The organism is Streptomyces sp. NPDC001270 (assembly GCF_042896695.1).
Taxonomy (GTDB): Bacteria; Actinomycetota; Actinomycetes; order Streptomycetales; family Streptomycetaceae; genus Streptomyces.
On sequence record NZ_JBIAXM010000014.1, the window covers coordinates 63,846 to 81,663 of the forward strand.

The 17,818-nt window shown below is 71.3% G+C and carries 15 protein-coding genes; all 15 read left to right on the top strand.

What is annotated here, in order from left to right; translation table 11 throughout:
- Positions 1-731: 731 nt before the first annotated feature.
- The 15 genes from ACFY2B_RS23835 to ACFY2B_RS23905 all read left to right on the top strand — a co-directional run bounded on the left by ACFY2B_RS23835 (position 732) and on the right by ACFY2B_RS23905 (position 17,727).
- Positions 732-1,295, top strand: a complete 564-nt coding sequence (locus tag ACFY2B_RS23835; protein ID WP_390765103.1) for a septum formation initiator family protein — start codon at positions 732-734, stop codon at positions 1,293-1,295.
- 5 nt (positions 1,296-1,300) lie between these two features.
- Positions 1,301-3,298, top strand: coding sequence for a peptidoglycan D,D-transpeptidase FtsI family protein (locus tag ACFY2B_RS23840; RefSeq protein ID WP_390765104.1), 1,998 nt, complete (start codon positions 1,301-1,303; stop codon positions 3,296-3,298).
- A 174-nt stretch (positions 3,299-3,472) separates the two neighbouring features.
- A complete protein-coding gene (locus ACFY2B_RS23845) occupies positions 3,473-4,990 on the top strand; it encodes a UDP-N-acetylmuramoyl-L-alanyl-D-glutamate--2,6-diaminopimelate ligase (RefSeq protein WP_390765228.1) in 1,518 nt (505 codons plus the stop codon).
- A gap of 4 nt (positions 4,991-4,994) precedes the next feature.
- A complete protein-coding gene (gene murF / locus ACFY2B_RS23850) occupies positions 4,995-6,407 on the top strand; it encodes a UDP-N-acetylmuramoyl-tripeptide--D-alanyl-D-alanine ligase (protein ID WP_390765105.1) in 1,413 nt (470 codons plus the stop codon).
- Positions 6,407-7,477 (top strand): phospho-N-acetylmuramoyl-pentapeptide-transferase, encoded by a 1,071-nt coding sequence (mraY, locus tag ACFY2B_RS23855; protein ID WP_390765229.1) that lies wholly within the window; start codon positions 6,407-6,409, stop codon positions 7,475-7,477. Before murF ends, mraY begins: the two co-directional genes overlap by 1 nt.
- Complete coding sequence (gene murD / locus ACFY2B_RS23860; RefSeq protein WP_390765106.1) at positions 7,459-8,883, top strand: UDP-N-acetylmuramoyl-L-alanine--D-glutamate ligase; 1,425 nt, start codon at positions 7,459-7,461, stop codon at positions 8,881-8,883. Before mraY ends, murD begins: the two co-directional genes overlap by 19 nt.
- Before the next feature lie 133 nt (positions 8,884-9,016).
- Positions 9,017-10,378 (top strand): putative lipid II flippase FtsW, encoded by a 1,362-nt coding sequence (ftsW, locus tag ACFY2B_RS23865; RefSeq protein WP_390765107.1) that lies wholly within the window; start codon positions 9,017-9,019, stop codon positions 10,376-10,378.
- A 6-nt stretch (positions 10,379-10,384) separates the two neighbouring features.
- Positions 10,385-11,476: an undecaprenyldiphospho-muramoylpentapeptide beta-N-acetylglucosaminyltransferase gene (gene murG, locus ACFY2B_RS23870; RefSeq protein ID WP_376537234.1), complete on the top strand. Its 1,092-nt coding sequence runs from the start codon at positions 10,385-10,387 to the stop codon at positions 11,474-11,476.
- Between the two features lie 135 nt (positions 11,477-11,611).
- Positions 11,612-12,406 (top strand): cell division protein FtsQ/DivIB, encoded by a 795-nt coding sequence (locus ACFY2B_RS23875; RefSeq protein WP_390765108.1) that lies wholly within the window; start codon positions 11,612-11,614, stop codon positions 12,404-12,406.
- Positions 12,407-12,683: 277 nt separating this feature from the next.
- Positions 12,684-13,880, top strand: coding sequence for a cell division protein FtsZ (gene ftsZ / locus ACFY2B_RS23880; RefSeq protein ID WP_390765109.1), 1,197 nt, complete (start codon positions 12,684-12,686; stop codon positions 13,878-13,880).
- Positions 13,877-14,605, top strand: coding sequence for a peptidoglycan editing factor PgeF (gene pgeF / locus ACFY2B_RS23885; protein ID WP_390765110.1), 729 nt, complete (start codon positions 13,877-13,879; stop codon positions 14,603-14,605). Before ftsZ ends, pgeF begins: the two co-directional genes overlap by 4 nt.
- 6 nt (positions 14,606-14,611) lie before the next feature.
- Positions 14,612-15,370: a YggS family pyridoxal phosphate enzyme gene (locus tag ACFY2B_RS23890; RefSeq protein WP_390765111.1), complete on the top strand. Its 759-nt coding sequence runs from the start codon at positions 14,612-14,614 to the stop codon at positions 15,368-15,370.
- Positions 15,371-15,498: 128 nt separating this feature from the next.
- Positions 15,499-16,140, top strand: a complete 642-nt coding sequence (locus ACFY2B_RS23895; protein WP_376537244.1) for a cell division protein SepF — start codon at positions 15,499-15,501, stop codon at positions 16,138-16,140.
- A 50-nt stretch (positions 16,141-16,190) separates the two neighbouring features.
- Complete coding sequence (locus ACFY2B_RS23900; RefSeq protein WP_376537246.1) at positions 16,191-16,475, top strand: YggT family protein; 285 nt, start codon at positions 16,191-16,193, stop codon at positions 16,473-16,475.
- Positions 16,476-16,527: 52 nt separating this feature from the next.
- Positions 16,528-17,727, top strand: coding sequence for a DivIVA domain-containing protein (locus ACFY2B_RS23905; RefSeq protein WP_390765112.1), 1,200 nt, complete (start codon positions 16,528-16,530; stop codon positions 17,725-17,727).
- Positions 17,728-17,818 lie beyond the last annotated feature (91 nt).

Here is a 17,818-nt window from a genome sequence, read left to right on the forward strand (position 1 = left end):
CCGGACCCACCGGAGGACGAGTGGCCCCTCGGCGTGCCCGGGGACGGATGGTCTCCGGGCACACCGAGGGGTGTGCGGTCTCCGGGCCTGTCCGGGGACGTACGGGTTCCGGGCCCGTCGGGGGGCGACTGGTCTTCGGGTGGTCCGCCGGCGGACGTGCCGGGTCCGGATCCGCCGGGAGGTGTGCGGCCTCCGGCCTGCCTGGGGACATAGGGTCTCCGGATCCGCCGCGGGGCGCATGGTCTCTGGGCCGCCTGCCGCAGAACGTGCGGTCTCCGGACCCGCTGGACGGTGTGTGGTCTCCGGACCTGCCGGAGGACACGCGGGGCCCCGGCCCGTCGGGGGACGTGCGGTCCCCGGACCCGCCGGAGGGCGACTGGTCCCTGGGCCGCCTGCCGCAGAACGTGCGGTCTCCGGACCCGCTGGACGGTGTGTGGTCTCCGGACCTGCCGGAGGACACGCGGGGCCCCGGCCCGCCGGGGGACGTGCGGTCCCCGGACCCGCCGGAGGGCGACTGGTCCCCGGGTGGCCCGCCGCAGAACATGCGGTCTCCGGGCCCGCCAGAGGGCGCGTGGTCTTCGGGTGGTCCGCCCCAGGGCCTGCGGGGCCCCGGCCCGCCGGTGGACGTGCGGTCCGAGGATCCGCCGCAGGACAGACGGGGCCCGGGCCCGGCGCAGGACGTACGAGGCCCCGGCCCGTCGGCGGACGAGGCGAGACTCACCGGAGGACGCGTGGCTAGGAATCCCCAGCTGCGGGGCAGAGCCGCCCGGCTCGCCCGGCTATTCCCGGCCGGCCGGGCCCGGGCGGCCCGCGCCCCGTTCGTCCTCCTCGTCGTCCTGCTCCTCGGCGGCGGCCTCATCGGCCTGCTCGTGCTGAACTCGGCCCTCAGCGAAGGCTCGTTCAGACTCGACGACCTGCAGAAGCGCACGAAGAACCTCACCGACGAGGAGCAGGCGCTGCGGCGCGACATCGACGCCTACTCCGCCCCGGACGCCCTGCAGCGCCGCGCCCGCGAACTCGGCATGGTGCCCGGCGGCGACCCGGCCTTCCTCGACCCCGACGGCTCCGCCAAGGGCGTCCCCAGCCCCGCCGCCCGGCAGTCCGTGGCCCGCTCGCCCGCGCCCCGGCCACCGGAGGCGCTGGCCACCGTGAGCCCGGCCGCCCCGGCCACCGGCTCGTCCGGTCCGGCCGGCGGCCCCGCCACACCGCCGGCCACCCCGGCAACCGCCGCCTCCGCCCAGGTGCCGTCCCCCTCCGCCCCCCGGTCCACCCCGACCCCGACCTCCGGCAGGTGACGGAAGTGTCCGACAAGCAGCCGCCGCGCCGCCGCGTGCCCGGCCCCGCGCGGCCCGTCCCGCCCCGGATCCGCGCGGACCGCGGCGCCCCCCACCGGTCGGGTTCCGCCGGCCGGCGGCAGCCAGGACCCGGCGCCCGCCCGGTCCGGCGCCCGAGCCCGCCCCGGTCCGCCGCGCCGGCCCTCCGGCTCGGCAGCCCCCGCCCCCGCCTGCGCCTGGTCGGTCTCGCCCTGACGCTCGTGCTGCTCGCCTTCGTCGTCCGGCTGCTCCAGGTCCAGGCCGTCGACGCCAGCGCGTACGCCGCCAAGGCCGAGCAGAACCGCTACGTGGTGCACACCCTGACCGCCGAGCGCGGCGAGATCACCGACCGCAACGGCACGGCCCTCGCCGTCAGCGAGGACGCCGAGGACATCACGGCCGACCCGACGATGTTCACCCGCAAACAACTGGGCATCGACGACGGCCCCGAGCAGGCCGCCGCGCTGCTCGCGCCGATCCTCGGCCAGGACCAGGCCGACCTGGTCCGCAAGCTGCGTCCGGCGAACAAGGAACTGCGCTACGTCAAGCTCGCCGGCCGGCAGACACCGCAGGTCTGGAAGCAGATCAAGGACCTCAAGAGCGCCCTGACCGACAAGGCCCAGACGGACAAGTCCACCGTCAACGTGCTCGTCGGCGTCTTCTCCGACCCCAGCAGCCAGCGCGTGTACCCGAACGGCGACCTCGCCGCCGGGATACTGGGCTGGGTCAACGCCGAGGGCAAGGGCGGCGGCGGCATCGAGCAGCAACTGGACAAGGAGCTGGCCGGCAAGGACGGCAGCCTCCGCTACGCCCAGGCCGGCGGCCGGCAGGTGCCCACCGCGGGCTCCACCGAGACCCCCGCGGTCCCCGGCTCCGACATCGAGCTGACCATCGACCGCGACATCCAGTGGGCCGCGCAGAACGCCATCACCGAGCAGGTCAAGAAGTCCAAGGCCGACCGCGGCTACGTGATCGTCCAGGACACCCGCACCGGTGAGATCCTCGCCATGGCCGACTCGCCCGGCTTCGACCCCAACGACCTGTCGAAGGCCGACCCGTCGGCGATGGGCAACGCGGCTCTCCAGGACGCCTACGAGCCCGGCTCCACCGCCAAGGTCATGTCGATGGCCGCCGTACTGGAGGAGGACGCCGCCACCCCGCTCACGCACGTCGAGGTCCCCAACCGGCTGCACCGCGGCGACCGGCTCTTCCAGGACGACGTCGACCACGCGACCTGGTACCTCACGCTCAACGGCGTGCTGGCCAAGTCCAGCAACATCGGCACCATCCTCGCCACCGGCCAGCTCGGCAAGACCCAGCCGGCGGCGAACCAGGTCCTCTACTCCTACCTGCGCAAGTTCGGCATCGGCGGCTCCACCGGGCTCGGCTTCCCCGGCGAGACCAAGGGCATCCTGGCCGCGCCGGACACCTGGTCGACGTCGCAGCAGTACACGATCCCGTTCGGCCAGGGCTTCTCCATCAACGCCCTGCAAGCCGCGTCGGTCTACTCGACGATCGCCAACGGCGGGGTCCGCGTCGAGCCGACCCTGGTGCGCGGCGACAAGGGCGCCGACGGCCGCTTCACCCCGGCCCCGGAGCCCGAGAAGACCCGGGTGGTCAGCGAGAAGACGGCCAAGACCGTGGCCCGGATGCTGGAGTCCGTCGTGGACGACGAGCAGGGCACCGGCGCCAAGGCCCGCATCCCCGGCTACCGGGCCGCGGGCAAGACCGGCACCGCCAACCGCGTGGATCCGGCCACCGGCAAGTACCGCGGCTACACGTCGTCCTTCGCCGGATTCGCACCCGCGGACAACCCTCGGATCACCGTCTACTGCGCGATCCAGAACGCCACCTCCGGCAGCTACTTCGGCGGCGACATCTGCGGCCCCATCTACAAGCAGGTCATGGAGTTCGCCCTGAAGACCCTCCAGGTGCCGCCGACCGGCACCAAGGCCCCCAACCTGCCCGTCACCTACAAACCCTGATCAGCACTGCCGGGAACGACCACCAGGAACCAGCTCGTGACAACGATCACTCCCGAACCCGGGAACCACACACCGCCCGCGTCCTCGCTTCGCTCCGAGGCGGCCGAGCCCGGTACGCTCACCGCCGTGCCACACGCTGATCAGTCCCAAACCACCCAGAAGGGCGCTTCCACGATGTGTCCGGGGCCGCCCCGACCGGTTCGGGCCTCCGCCACACCCCTCGCGGAGCTCGCCGATCAGCTGGGTGCCGCCGTACCGGACAGCACCGCCGGGGTCACGGGCATCACCCACGACTCGCGCGCCGTCCGCCCAGGTGACCTGTACGCCGCCCTGCCGGGCGCCCGCCTGCACGGCGCCGACTTCGTCGCCCAGGCCGCCGGGCTCGGCGCGGTCGCCGTGCTGACCGACCCGGCGGGCGCCGAGCGCGCCGCCGCGACCGGCCTGCCGGCCCTGGTGGTCGACGACCCGCGCGCGCGGATGGGCTCCCTCGCGGCCACGATCTACGGCGATCCCGGCCGCGACCTGCTCCAGATCGGCATCACCGGCACCTCGGGCAAGACCACCACCGCCTACCTCGTCGAGGGGGGCCTGCGGACGGCCGGACCCACCGGGCTCATCGGCACGGTCGAGATGCGTATCGGCGACGAGCGCATCAAGTCCGAGCGCACCACCCCCGAGGCCACCGACCTACAGGCGCTCTTCGCCGTCATGCGGGAACGCGGCGTCGAGGCGGTCGCCATGGAGGTCTCCAGCCACGCCCTCGTCCTCGGCCGGGTCGACGGCTGCGTCTTCGACGTGGCCGTCTTCACCAACCTCAGCCCGGAGCACATGGAGTTCCACTCCGACATGGAGGACTACTTCCAGGCCAAGGCGCAGCTGTTCACGCCCGCGCGCAGCAGGCTCGGTGTGATCAACACCGACGACCCGTACGGCCGGCGGCTCGCCGAGGAGGCGTCCGTCCCGGTCGTCACCTACTCCGCCGAGGGCCACCCCGACGCGGACTGGCGTGCCGAGGACGTCCGGATCGGCCCGCTGGACTCGACGTTCACCGCGGTCGGCCCCCGCGGGGAGCGGATCGCCGCCAGGTCGCCGCTGGCCGGGCCCTTCAACGTGGCCAACACCCTCGCCGCCGTCGTCGCCCTGGCCGCCGCGGGCCTGGACCCGCAGTCCGCGGCCGACGGCATCGCCGCCGTGCCGGGCGTGCCGGGCCGGCTGGAGCGGGTGGACGCCGGGCAGCCGTATCTCGCGGTCGTGGACTACGCCCACAAGACCGACGCCGTCGAATCGGTCCTCAAGGCGCTGCGTAAGGTCACCAAGGGGCGGCTGCACATCGTCCTCGGCTGCGGCGGCGACCGTGACACGACCAAACGCGCGCCGATGGGCGCCGCCGCCGCCCGGTTCGCCGACACGGCCGTACTGACCTCCGACAACCCCCGCTCCGAGGACCCCCTCTCGATCCTCGCCGCCATGCTCGAAGGCGCGGCCTCGGTGCCCGCGCACGAGCGCGGCGAGGTGCTCCTCTTCGAGGACCGGGCCGCCGCCGTCGCCGCCGCGGTCGGCCGCGCGCAGCCCGGGGACACCGTGCTGGTCGCGGGCAAGGGCCACGAGCAGGGCCAGGACATCGCCGGGGTGGTCCGTCCCTTCGACGACCGCCAGGTGCTTCGCGAAGCTATCCAGCAGACCCAGGGATGAACTTGTGATCGCCCTCTCTCTCGCCGAGATCGCAGAAATCGTCGGCGGGCAGACACACGACATACCGGATCCGTCCGTCCAGGTCACCGGGCCGGTCGTCCGTGACTCCCGCGAGGCGGCACCCGGCAGCCTGTTCGCCGCCTTCGCCGGTGAAAACGTGGACGGCCACGACTTCGCGCGCGCGGTCGTCGAGGCGGGCGCGGTCGCCGTACTGGCGTCGCGCCCCGTCGGCGTGCCCGCGATCGTCGTCACGGACGTCCAGAGCGCCCTCGGCGCCCTCGCCCGGCACGTCGTCGCCCGGCTCGGTGCCACCCTCGTGGCCCTCACCGGCTCCGCGGGCAAGACCAGCACCAAGGACCTGATCGCCCAGGTGGTCCGGCACAAGGCGCCGACCGTGTTCACGCCCGGCTCGCTGAACAACGAGATCGGGCTGCCGCTGACCGCCCTGTCCGCCACCGAGGAGACGAAGTTCCTCGTGCTGGAGATGGGCGCCCGCGGGATCGGCCACATCCGGTACCTCACCGGCCTCACCCCGCCCCGGATCGGCCTCGTCCTCAACGTCGGCACCGCGCACATCGGCGAGTTCGGCGGCCGGGAGCAGATCGCACAGGCGAAGGGTGAACTCGTGGAGGCGCTGCCCGCGGCGGCGGACGGCGGCGTGGCGGTCCTCAACGCCGACGATCCGCTCGTACGGGCCATGGCCTCCCGTACGAAGGCGAAGGTGATCCTTTTCGGAGAGTCCGGCGAAGCGGACGTACGCGCCGAGAACGTGAGACTCACGGACAGCGGACAGCCCTCCTTCAGGCTTCACACACCCTCCGGTGCAAGCGATGTGACCATGCGCCTGTACGGTGAGCATCACGTGTCGAACGCGCTCGCCGCCGCCGCCGTCGCCCATGAGCTGGGCATGTCCCCGAATGAGATCGCGACAGCGCTCTCCGAGGCGGGCACCCTCTCCCGCTGGCGGATGGAGGTCACCGAGCGCCCGGACGGCGTGACCATCGTCAACGACGCCTACAACGCCAACCCCGAGTCCATGCGGGCCGCCCTGCGCGCGCTGGCAGCCATGGGCAAGGGGCGCCGCACGTGGGCGGTGCTCGGCAGGATGGCCGAGCTGGGGGACGAGGCGCTCGCCGAGCACGACGCGGTCGGACGGCTCGCCGTCCGGCTCAACGTCAGCAAGCTCGTCGCGGTCGGGGGCAGGGAAGCGTCCTGGCTGCAACTGGGCGCATATAACGAGGGTTCGTGGGGTGAGGAGTCGGTGCACGTGTCCGACGCACAGGCGGCGGTCGACCTGTTGCGCAGCGAGTTGCGCCCGGGGGACATGGTCCTCGTGAAGGCGTCCCGTTCGGTGGGTCTCGAGAGCGTTGCGCAGGCGCTCCTCCAGACCGGTGCCGAGGGTGTTGATGCCCGATGATGAAGCAGATCCTGTTCTCGGGCGTCATCGGTCTCTTCCTGACGCTGATCGGCACCCCGCTGCTGATCAAGCTCCTTGCCCGCAAGGGCTACGGGCAGTACATCCGCGACGACGGCCCGCGCGAGCACGCCAGCAAGCGCGGTACGCCGACGATGGGCGGTATCGCCTTCATCTTCTCGACGGTCGCCGCCTACTTCCTGTCCAAGGTGATCACCGGCTACCCCCCGACCTACTCGGGTGTGCTGGTGCTCGGCCTGATGTGCGGCATGGGCCTGGTGGGCTTCCTCGACGACTACATCAAGATCGTCAAGCGGCGTTCGCTGGGTCTGCGGGCCAAGGCGAAGATGGCCGGCCAGCTGATCGTCGGCATCGCCTTCGCGGTGCTCTCGCTCCAGTTCGCCGACGCCCGCGGCAACACCCCGGCGTCCACGAAGCTGTCGTTCATCACGGACTTCGGCTGGTCCATCGGCCCGGTGCTGTTCGTGGTCTGGGCGCTGTTCATGATCCTCGCGATGTCGAACGGCGTGAACCTGACCGACGGTCTGGACGGTCTGGCCACCGGCGCCTCCGTGCTCGTCTTCGGCGCGTACACGTTCATCGGGGTCTGGCAGTTCCAGGAGTCCTGCGCCAACGCGGTGACCCTGACCAACCCCAACGCCTGCTACGAGGTGCGCGACCCGCTGGACCTCGCGGTGATCGCCTCCGCGCTGATGGGCTCCTGCCTCGGCTTCCTGTGGTGGAACACCTCGCCGGCCAAGATCTTCATGGGTGACACCGGCTCGCTGGCGCTCGGCGGCGTCGTCACCGGCCTGGCCATCCTCTCCCGTACGGAGCTGCTGGTGGCCGTCATGGGCGGTCTGTTCGTCCTGATCACCATGTCGGTCGTCATCCAGGTCGGCTCCTTCCGGCTCACCGGCAAGCGCGTCTTCAGAATGGCGCCGCTTCAGCACCACTTCGAACTCAAGGGCTGGTCCGAAGTCCTCGTGGTGGTCCGTTTCTGGATCATTCAAGGCATCTGTGTGATTGTCGGACTGGGCCTCTTCTACGCGGGATGGGCAGCGGACAAGTGACCGACTGGCAGGGTAGGAACGTCACCGTCGCGGGACTCGGCGTCTCCGGCGTCCCGGCGGCCAGGGCACTGCACGGCCTCGGCGCGCAGGTCACCGTGGTCAACGACGGCGCCGACGAGCGGGCCCGCGCCCAGGCCGCCGAGCTGACGGCGCTGGGCATGACCGTGCGCCTCGGTGACGGAGACACCCTGCCGGAGGGCACCGACCTGGTCGTCACCACGCCCGGCTGGCGGCCGGACAAGCCGCTGTTCGCCGCCGCCGCGCAGGCCGGCGTGCCCGTCTGGGGCGACGTCGAACTGGCCTGGCGGCTGCGCGGCGAGGACGCCCCGCCCTGGCTGGCCGTCACCGGCACCAACGGCAAGACCACCACCGTCCGGATGCTCGCCGCCATCCTGGAGGCGGCGGGCCTGCGCACCGCCGCCGTCGGCAACATCGGCGTCTCCCTGCTCGACGCGGTCCTCGGCGACACCGAGTACGACGTCCTGGCGGTGGAGCTGTCCAGCTACCAGCTCCACTGGGCGCCCTCGCTGCGCGCCCACTCCGCCGCCGTCCTGAACCTGGCACCCGACCACCTCGACTGGCACGGCTCCATGGAGGCGTACGCCGCCGACAAGGGCCGCGTCTATGCGGGGAACCAGGTCGCCTGCGTCTACAACGCGGCCGACAAGGCGACCGAGGACCTGGTGCGCGCCGCGGATGTCGAGGAGGGCTGCCGGGCCATCGGCTTCACCCTCGGCGCCCCGGCCCCCTCCCAACTCGGCGTCGTGGACGGCATCCTGGTCGACCGCGCCTTCGTGCCGGACCGGCAGAAGAACGCCCAGGAGCTGGCGGAGGTCTCCGACATCGACCCGCCCGCCCCGCACAACATCGCCAACGCGCTCGCCGCCGCGGCCCTCGCCCGCGCCTACGGCGTACCGGCCAGGGCGGTACGCGACGGCCTGCGGGCCTTCACCCCGGACGCCCACCGCATCGCGCACGTCGCCGACGTGGACGGCGTCGCCTATGTCGACGACTCCAAGGCCACCAACACGCACGCGGCACAGGCTTCGTTGGCCGCCTATCCGTCCGTCGTGTGGATCGCGGGCGGCCTGGCGAAGGGCGCGAGCTTCGACGAACTCGTCGCCGAGGCGGCACCCCGGCTGCGCGGCGCCGTCCTGATCGGCGCGGACCGCGCCCTGATCCGGGAAGCCCTCGTGCGACACGCCCCCGAGGTACCCGTGGTCGACCTCGACCGGACCGACACTGGGGCGATGCTCCAGGCCGTCCAGGAGGCGAAGCGGCTGGCGCGGCCCGGCGATACAGTGCTCCTCGCCCCGGCCTGTGCCTCCATGGACATGTTCACCAACTACAACAAGCGCGGTGACGCGTTCGCGGAGGCGGTCCGCGAACTCGGCGCGGGCGCCTGACGGCGGGTCTCGGCCACGGCGGGTGCTTCGGGACCCATGGAGGGACGCGTGACTCGGATGTGGCTGCCAGTGCCCGAACGGATCGGGGCGATCCCCGGCGGGCGGCTCTCCCGCGGCCGGGCAGGAGCCGGTGATGTCCGGTAGCCGTACGGGCCGTCCTCCCTTGCAGCGGTCCGTGCGGCGGCCCACGCCCTCCGTGTCGTACCGGGACCATCCGGTGCGCCGCCTGCGCAGGCGTCTGAAGAAGGCCTGGGACCGGCCGCTCACCGCGTACTACCTGATCCTCGGCGGCAGCCTGCTGATCACCGTGCTCGGCCTGGTGATGGTCTACTCGGCCTCCCAGATCAAGGCGTTGCAGCTGGCGCTGCCGGGGTCGTACTTCTTCCGCAAGCAGTTCCTGGCCGCCGTCATCGGCGGCGCGCTGATGTTCGCCGCCGCCCGCATGCCGGTGAAGCTGCACCGGGCGCTGGCCTACCCGATCCTCGCGGGCGCCGTCTTCTTCATGGCCCTGGTGCAGGTGCCGGGGATAGGGATGTCGGTCAACGGCAACCAGAACTGGATCTCCCTCGGCGGCTCGTTCCAGATCCAGCCGAGCGAGTTCGGCAAGCTCGCGCTGGTGCTGTGGGGCGCCGACCTGATCGCGCGCAAGCAGGACAAGAAGCTGCTGGCGCAGTGGAAGCACATGCTGGTGCCGCTCGTCCCGGTCGCCTTCCTGCTGCTCGGGCTGATCATGCTCGGCGGGGACATGGGGACGGCGATCATCCTGACGGCGATCCTGTTCGGACTGCTGTGGCTCGCGGGGGCGCCGACCAGGCTGTTCGTCGGCGTACTGTCGATCGCCGCTACGCTCGGGGTGATCCTCATCAAGACGAGCGACAACCGGATGAACCGGCTCGCCTGCATCGGCGCCACCGAACCCGTGTCGGGCACCGTCGACTGCTACCAGGCCGTGCACGGCATCTACGCCCTCGCCTCCGGCGGACTCTTCGGCTCCGGCCTCGGCGCCAGTGTGGAAAAATGGGGCCAACTCCCCGAAGCCCACACCGACTTCATCTTCGCCGTCACCGGTGAGGAACTGGGCCTCGCGGGGACACTGTCGGTGCTGGCCCTCTTCGCGGCTCTAGGCTATGCGGGTATCCGCGTGGCCGGACGCACGGAGGACCCCTTCGTGAGGTATGCCGCGGGAGGCGTGACCAGCTGGATCACCGCCCAGGCAGTGATCAACATCGGTGCGGTGCTCGGCCTGCTGCCGATCGCCGGCGTCCCCCTCCCGCTGTTCTCCTACGGAGGGTCCGCCCTGCTGCCGACCATGTTCGCCATCGGGCTGCTGATCGCCTTCGCGCGCGACGACCCCGCTGCGCGGGCAGCGCTTGCGGCGCGGCAACCTCGCTTTGGTAGAAAGCGGGCGAGGGGCTCCGGTCTCGGCCGGCAGCCTCGGAGATGGAACACGATGCGACGGCGTGCCCCTGCGGCGCGTCCGTCCGGAGAGCGGTGAATTTCGGTGCATGTCGTACTCGCCGGCGGGGGTACCGCGGGCCACATCGAGCCCGCGCTCGCCCTCGCGGACGCCTTGCGCAGGCAGGACCCGACCGTGGGGATCACGGCCCTGGGCACGGAGCGCGGCCTGGAGACCACGCTCGTCCCCGAGCGCGGCTACGAGCTGGCGCTGATCCCGGCGGTACCACTGCCGCGCAAGCCCACCCCCGAGCTGATCACCGTCCCGGGCAGGCTGCGCGGCACCATCAAGGCGGCCGAGCAGATCATGGAGCGCACCAAGGCGGACGCCGTCGTCGGCTTCGGCGGCTACGTCGCCCTGCCCGGCTACCTGGCGGCCAAGCGGCTCGGCGTGCCGATCGTGATCCACGAGGCCAACGCCCGGCCCGGTCTGGCCAACAAGATCGGCTCCCGGTACGCGGCCCAGGTCGCCGTCTCCACCCCGGACAGCAAGCTGCGCGGGGCCCGCTACATCGGCATCCCGCTGCGCCGTTCCATCGCCACGCTGGACCGGGCCGCCGCGCGCCCGGAGGCCCGCGCCCGGTTCGGCCTCGACCCCAACCTGCCCACGCTGCTCGTCTCCGGCGGCTCGCAGGGCGCCCGCCGCCTCAACGAGGTGGTCCAGCAGGTCGCCCCCTGGCTCCAGCAGGCCGGCGTCCAGATCCTGCACGCGGTCGGCCCGAAGAACGAGCTGCCGTACGTCCAGCAGATGCCGGGAATGCCCCCCTATATCCCGGTAAGTTACCTGGATCGGATGGACCTCGCGTACGCGGCGGCCGACATGATGCTCTGCCGCGCGGGCGCGATGACCGTCGCCGAACTCTCCGCCGTCGGGCTCCCGGCCGCCTACGTCCCGCTGCCGATCGGCAACGGCGAACAGCGCCTGAACGCCCAGCCGGTGGTGAAGGCCGGTGGCGGGCTCCTCGTCGACGACGCGGAACTCACGCCCGAGTGGGTGCAGCAGAACGTGCTGCCCGTGCTCGCCGATCCGCACCGGCTGTACGAGATGTCCCGCGCCGCGAGCGAGTTCGGCCGCCGGGACGCCGACGACCTGCTCGTCGGCATGGTGTACGAGGCCATCGCCGCGCACCGGCACTAGCATCGGCGAGTGAGCCGGAGGGACGCGCCGGTGCCGGGAGCGCGAACGCGCGCGGGCGCGCAGGATCGAGCACGATCGCACCCTGCACCCGCTCAGGCGCCCCGGAGGCGAACCGAGCCAGGAAAGGGAACGTGCGTGGCCGGACCGAGCACCGCCGAGCGCGGTGAACGCCAGCAGGAGTCGTCCGGCCCGCCGCCCGCCCGCCTGTTGAGGAAACGCCGCCTTCGTAGGATCGTCATCCTGGCCGTGGCCGTCGTACTCCTCGGGGCCTGTTGCGTCTGGCTGTTGTACGGATCGTCGTGGCTGCGCACGGACCGGGTCTCCGTCTCCGGGACGCGGGTGCTGACGCCCGAGCAGGTGCGCTCGGCCGCCGCGGTTCCGGTCGGGGGGCCGATGGTGTCGGTCGACATCGACGCGATCGAGGCCCGACTCCGCCGGAAACTGCCGCGAATTGACACGGTCGACGTCTCCCGCTCATGGCCGCACACCATCACGCTGAAGGTGACCGAACGCACTCCGGTTCTGGTCATGAAGAAGGGCGCGGAGTTCGTCGAAGTGGATGCGGAGGGTGTCCGTTTCGCCACGGTTCCCCGGGCACCGAAAGGCGTTCCCGCACTGGAATTGGCGCTGTCCCGATCGGGTTCGGCCGCCGCGAGTCTGCGGCGTTTCGGCACCGCCGCCGTCGTGCGCGCCGCGGTGCGGGTCGCCGCCGACATTCCGGCCGCCGTCGCGCACACCACCCGGACCGTCAAGGTCGCTTCCTACGACGCCATCTCCCTGGAGTTGAGCGGGGGGCGCACGGTCGTGTGGGGAAGTGCCGAGAACGGCCGGGCGAAGTCCCGCGCGCTCACCGCCCTCCTGAAAGCCGCACCGGATGCGCGGCACTTCGACGTCACGGTCCCCACCGCACCCGCGTCAGCAGCAAGTTGACGTACATCAGCGCAGGCCAGCACCCTGGGTGGGCACTGCTACGGCTGATCACATAGGGTGAAAAGAAAAACGGGAGGTTCGGCGTGTTCGTTGAACGTGCGCCACTTGTCGACTTAGTGTCCTGTTCGGAAGAGTCCAAGGAACAGGCACACTGGTAACCCTAAACTTCAGGGTTAGGGTTCGGGTCGGCGTTCGGACCGTCCCATTCGGCATCAGTCGTCGGCTCGCGGCAGGATCGCGAGGCGGCGACACGTAATCGAGGCGAGAGGCCTTCGACGTGGCAGCACCGCAGAACTACCTCGCAGTCATCAAAGTCATCGGTGTCGGCGGCGGTGGTGTCAATGCCATCAACCGGATGATCGAAGTCGGTCTCAAGGGCGTCGAGTTCATCGCCATCAACACCGACGCTCAGGCGCTGTTGATGAGCGACGCCGACGTCAAGCTCGACGTCGGCCGCGAACTCACCCGCGGACTCGGCGCCGGCGCCAATCCGGCCGTCGGCCGCAAGGCCGCAGAGGATCACCGCGAGGAGATCGAGGAGGTCCTCAAGGGGGCCGACATGGTCTTCGTGACGGCCGGCGAAGGCGGCGGCACCGGCACCGGCGGCGCGCCCGTCGTGGCCAACATCGCGCGCTCCCTCGGCGCCCTCACCATCGGCGTGGTCACCCGCCCGTTCACCTTCGAGGGGCGGCGCCGCGCGAACCAGGCCGAGGACGGCATCGCCGAACTCCGCGAAGAGGTCGACACCCTCATCGTCATTCCGAACGACCGGCTGCTGTCCATCTCGGACCGCCAGGTCTCGGTGCTCGACGCCTTCAAGTCCGCCGACCAGGTGCTGCTCTCCGGTGTCCAGGGCATCACCGACCTGATCACCACGCCCGGCCTGATCAACCTCGACTTCGCCGACGTGAAGTCGGTCATGTCCGAGGCCGGCAGCGCCCTCATGGGCATCGGCTCGGCCCGCGGCGACGACCGCGCGGTGGCCGCGGCCGAGATGGCGATCTCCTCGCCGCTGCTGGAAGCCTCCATCGACGGCGCCCGGGGCGTGCTGCTCTCCATCTCCGGCGGCTCCGACCTCGGACTGTTCGAGATCAACGAGGCCGCCCAGCTGGTCAGCGAGGCGGCCCACCCCGAGGCCAACATCATCTTCGGCGCGGTCATCGACGACGCCCTCGGCGACGAGGTGCGGGTCACGGTGATCGCGGCCGGCTTCGACGGCGGCCAGCCGCCGGCCCGCCGGGACAACGCCCTCGGCTCGGCCTCCGCGGGCCGCCGCGAGGAACCCGCTCCGGCGCGGCAGCCCGAGAGCCGCCCGTCCTTCGGCTCGCTGGGCAGCGTGACCCCGAAGGAGGAGGCGGAGCCCGCGCCCGTCCCGGTCAGCGAGCCCCCGGTCGCGCCGCCGGTGCCGCCGGCGCCGCGGACCTACGCGGACAGCGCGGCCGAGGAGCTGGACGTGCCGGACTTCCTGAAGTGATAGGACAGCGCGACACCGAGAACGGCGCGCACTTCGCTTTCACCGACAGGTGGGGCGGGGTGAGCGCCGTTCCGTACGAGGAGCTGAATCTCGGCGGCGCGGTCGGCGACGACCCGGCCGCCGTACGCACGAACCGCGAACTGGCCGCCAAGTCGCTCGGCATCGACCCGGCGCGGGTGGTCTGGATGAACCAGGTGCACGGCGCCGGGGTCGCGGTGGTCGACGGTCCGTGGGCGGACAATCCGGTGCCGGAGGTCGACGCGATCGTCACGGTACGGCCCGGACTCGCGCTCGCCGTGCTCACCGCGGACTGCACACCGGTCCTGCTCGCTGACCCCGTCGCCCGTGTCGCCGCCGCGGCCCACGCGGGCCGGCCCGGCCTGGTCGCCGGGGTGGTGCCCGCCGCGGTCCGGGCGATGATGGAGCTGGGCGCGGATCCCGCCCGGATCGTCGCCCGCACCGGACCCGCGGTCTGCGGCCGGTGCTACGAGGTACCGGAGGCGATGCGTGCCGACGTCTGTGCCACCGAACCGGCGGCGCACTCCGAGACGAGCTGGGGCACACCGGCGGTCGACGTGAGCGCCGGCGTGCACGCACAGCTCGAACGGCTCGGGGTGCGCGATCGGGCGCAGTCACCGGTGTGCACGCTGGAGTCGGACGATCACTTCTCGTACCGCCGCGATCGCACCACTGGGCGGCTCGCGGGCTATGTGTGGCTGGACTGATAGGGCATGACGGACCGTAAGGCTGAACTCGCCGCAAATCTGGCGAAAGTGGAGGAACGGATCGCCGCGGCGTGCACGGCGGCCGGGCGCGCGCGGGAGGAGGTGACCCTGATCGTGGTCACCAAGACCTACCCGGCGAGCGATGTGCGGATCCTCTCGCACCTCGGTGTGCGGCACGTGGCCGAGAACCGTGACCAGGACGCCGCGCCCAAGGCCGCCGCCTGTTCGGACCTGCCTCTCACCTGGCACTTCGTCGGTCAGTTGCAGACCAACAAGGTGCGCTCCGTGGTCGGTTACGCGGATGTTGTGCAGTCCGTCGACCGTTCCCGGCTCGTCGCGGCGCTCTCGAAGGAGGCCGTGCGCACCGGGCGCGAGGTGGGCTGCCTCATCCAGGTCGCGCTCGACGCGGCGGACCCGACGGGCCCGGCGGCACCGGTGTCACCGGCCGGGGGAGCGGCCGGTGGCGAGCGCGGCGGCGTGGCGCCGGGTGGAATCGAAGAGTTGGCCGATCTCGTCGCCGGTGCTCCGGGGCTGCGACTCGACGGGCTGATGACCGTCGCCCCGCTCACCGGCCAGTACGCGGGGCGTCAACGAGCGGCGTTCGATCGGTTGATGGTTTTGTCGACCGACCTGCGTCGAGCCCATCCGGCTGCGAACATGGTGTCAGCGGGGATGAGTGCGGACCTCGAACAGGCCGTGGCCGCCGGGGCGACACATGTGCGCGTCGGCACCTCGGTACTCGGAGTCCGCCCCAGGCTCGGGTAACGTCGCCAAGAAGTCGGACCACAGCAGAAAATATGGTCAATGTCGTCGAAAGGCGGCGCAACGACCTCGTGGATCGCAGGCACTTGGCAGTCGTCAGTCGATCCACCACAGAGCGGAGGACTCAGAGCATGGCCGGCGCGATGCGCAAGATGGCGGTCTACCTCGGCCTCGTGGAGGACGATGGGTACGACGGCCGGGGATTCGACCCCGACGACGACTTCGAGCCCGAACTGGACCCGGAGCCGGAGCGGGACCACCGACGGCACGAGCCGTCACACCAGTCGCACGGGTCACATCAGTCCCAAAGGGACGAATCGGCACGCGTGCTGCAGCCACCGGCACCACGCGAACCGGTGTCCCATTCCGCTTCGCTATCCGCGGAATCCGGGCGTCCTGCGCGCATCGCGCCCGTGGCGTCCATCACACAAGAACGTCAGTCCCTGGAGAAGAACGCACCGGTGATCATGCCCAAGGTCGTGTCGGAACGAGAGCCTTACCGGATCACCACGTTGCACCCCAGGACCTACAACGAGGCCCGTACCATCGGGGAACACTTCCGTGAGGGCACCCCGGTGATCATGAATCTGACTGAGATGGACGACACAGACGCGAAGCGACTTGTCGACTTTGCCGCGGGATTGGTGTTTGGTCTTCATGGCAGCATCGAGCGGGTGACGCAGAAGGTGTTCCTGTTGTCTCCTGCTAACGTCGATGTCACGGCGGAGGACAAGGCCCGAATCGCAGAGGGCGGGTTCTTCAACCAGAGCTGAGACACAACACCGGACAGCGGCGCGGAACAGGGGAGAGGGAAGCACGGATCATGAGTGTGTTCCTGGACGTGATCTACATCGCGTTGATGTGCTTCCTCATCGTGCTCATCTTCCGGTTGGTCATGGACTACGTCTTCCAGTTCGCCCGCTCGTGGCAACCCGGCAAGGCGATGGTGGTCATTCTGGAGGCCACCTACACTGTCACCGATCCACCGCTCAAGCTTCTGCGGCGGTTCATCCCGCCGCTGCGTCTCGGGGGCGTGGCGCTCGACCTGTCCTTCTTCGTACTGATGATCATCGTCTACATCCTGATCGCGATCGTGAGTCGGCTGTGAGCGATGTGAACTACCGTCTTGCCGAAGCCGACGACTACGTTGAGGTGAAGAGATGCCGTTGACCCCCGAGGACGTGCGGAACAAGCAGTTCACGACCGTCCGCCTCCGAGAAGGCTATGACGAGGACGAGGTCGATGCCTTCCTCGACGAGGTCGAAGCCGAGTTGACCCGTCTGCTCCGTGAGAACGAGGACCTGCGCGCCAAGCTGGCGGCCGCCACGCGTGCCGCCGCCCAGAACCAGCAGAACATGCGCAAGCCTCCGGAACCGGACCAGCAACAGGGCATGCGAGGTCCCGGCGCTCCGGTGCCCGCCGGCATATCGGGCCCGCCGCAGCAGCAGATGGGTGGCCCCATGGGTGGCCCGCCCCAGCTGCCGAGCGGTGCCCCGCAGCTGCCCGCCGGACCCGGTGCTCAGGGTCCCGGCCCGCAGGGACCGGGTCAGCAGGGCCCCGGCCCGATGGGTCAGGGGCCGATGGGTCAGGGGCCGATGGGTCAGGGCCCGATGGGTGGCCAGCCCCCCATGCAGCAGCAGATGGGTGGCCAGCCCCCCATGCAGCAGCAGATGGGTGGCCCGATGGGCGGGCCCATGGGCGGTCCGATGGGTGGCCCCGGTCAGGGTGGCGGCCCGATGGGCGGCCCCGGTCAGGGCCCCGGCGGCGACAGTGCCGCCCGTGTCCTCTCGCTGGCCCAGCAGACCGCCGACCAGGCGATCGCCGAGGCCCGCTCCGAGGCGAACAAGATCGTCGGCGAGGCCCGCAGCCGCGCCGAGGGCTTGGAGCGTGACGCGCGTGCCAAGGCCGACGCCCTGGAGCGGGACGCGCAGGAGAAGCACCGCGTCGCCATGGGCTCCCTGGAGTCCGCCCGCGCCACGCTGGAGCGCAAGGTCGAGGACCTGCGCGGCTTCGAGCGCGAGTACCGTACGCGACTGAAGTCGTACCTGGAGTCGCAGCTGCGCCAGCTGGAGACGCAGGCCGACGACTCGCTGGCCCCGCCGCGCACCCCGGCCGCCGCGTCGCTGCCGCCGTCCCCGGCGCCCTCCATGGCCCCGGCCGGTGCCGGTGCCCCGTCCTACGGCGGCAACCAGACGATGGGCGGTCCGCCCGCGCCGCCCGCGCCGTCCTACGGCGGTCAGCAGCAGATGTCCCCGGCGATGACCCAGCCGATGGCTCCCGTCCGTCCGCAGGGCCCCGGTCCCATGGGCCAGGCTCCCTCGCCGATGCGCGGGTTCCTCATCGACGAGGACGACAACTGAGGGCCGCCGCACGGTAGGTAGTACGCCGTAGACGTCGGTCGCGTTCACTAGGGCGGGGCTCCGGATTCCGATCCGGAGCCCCGCCCTTGTG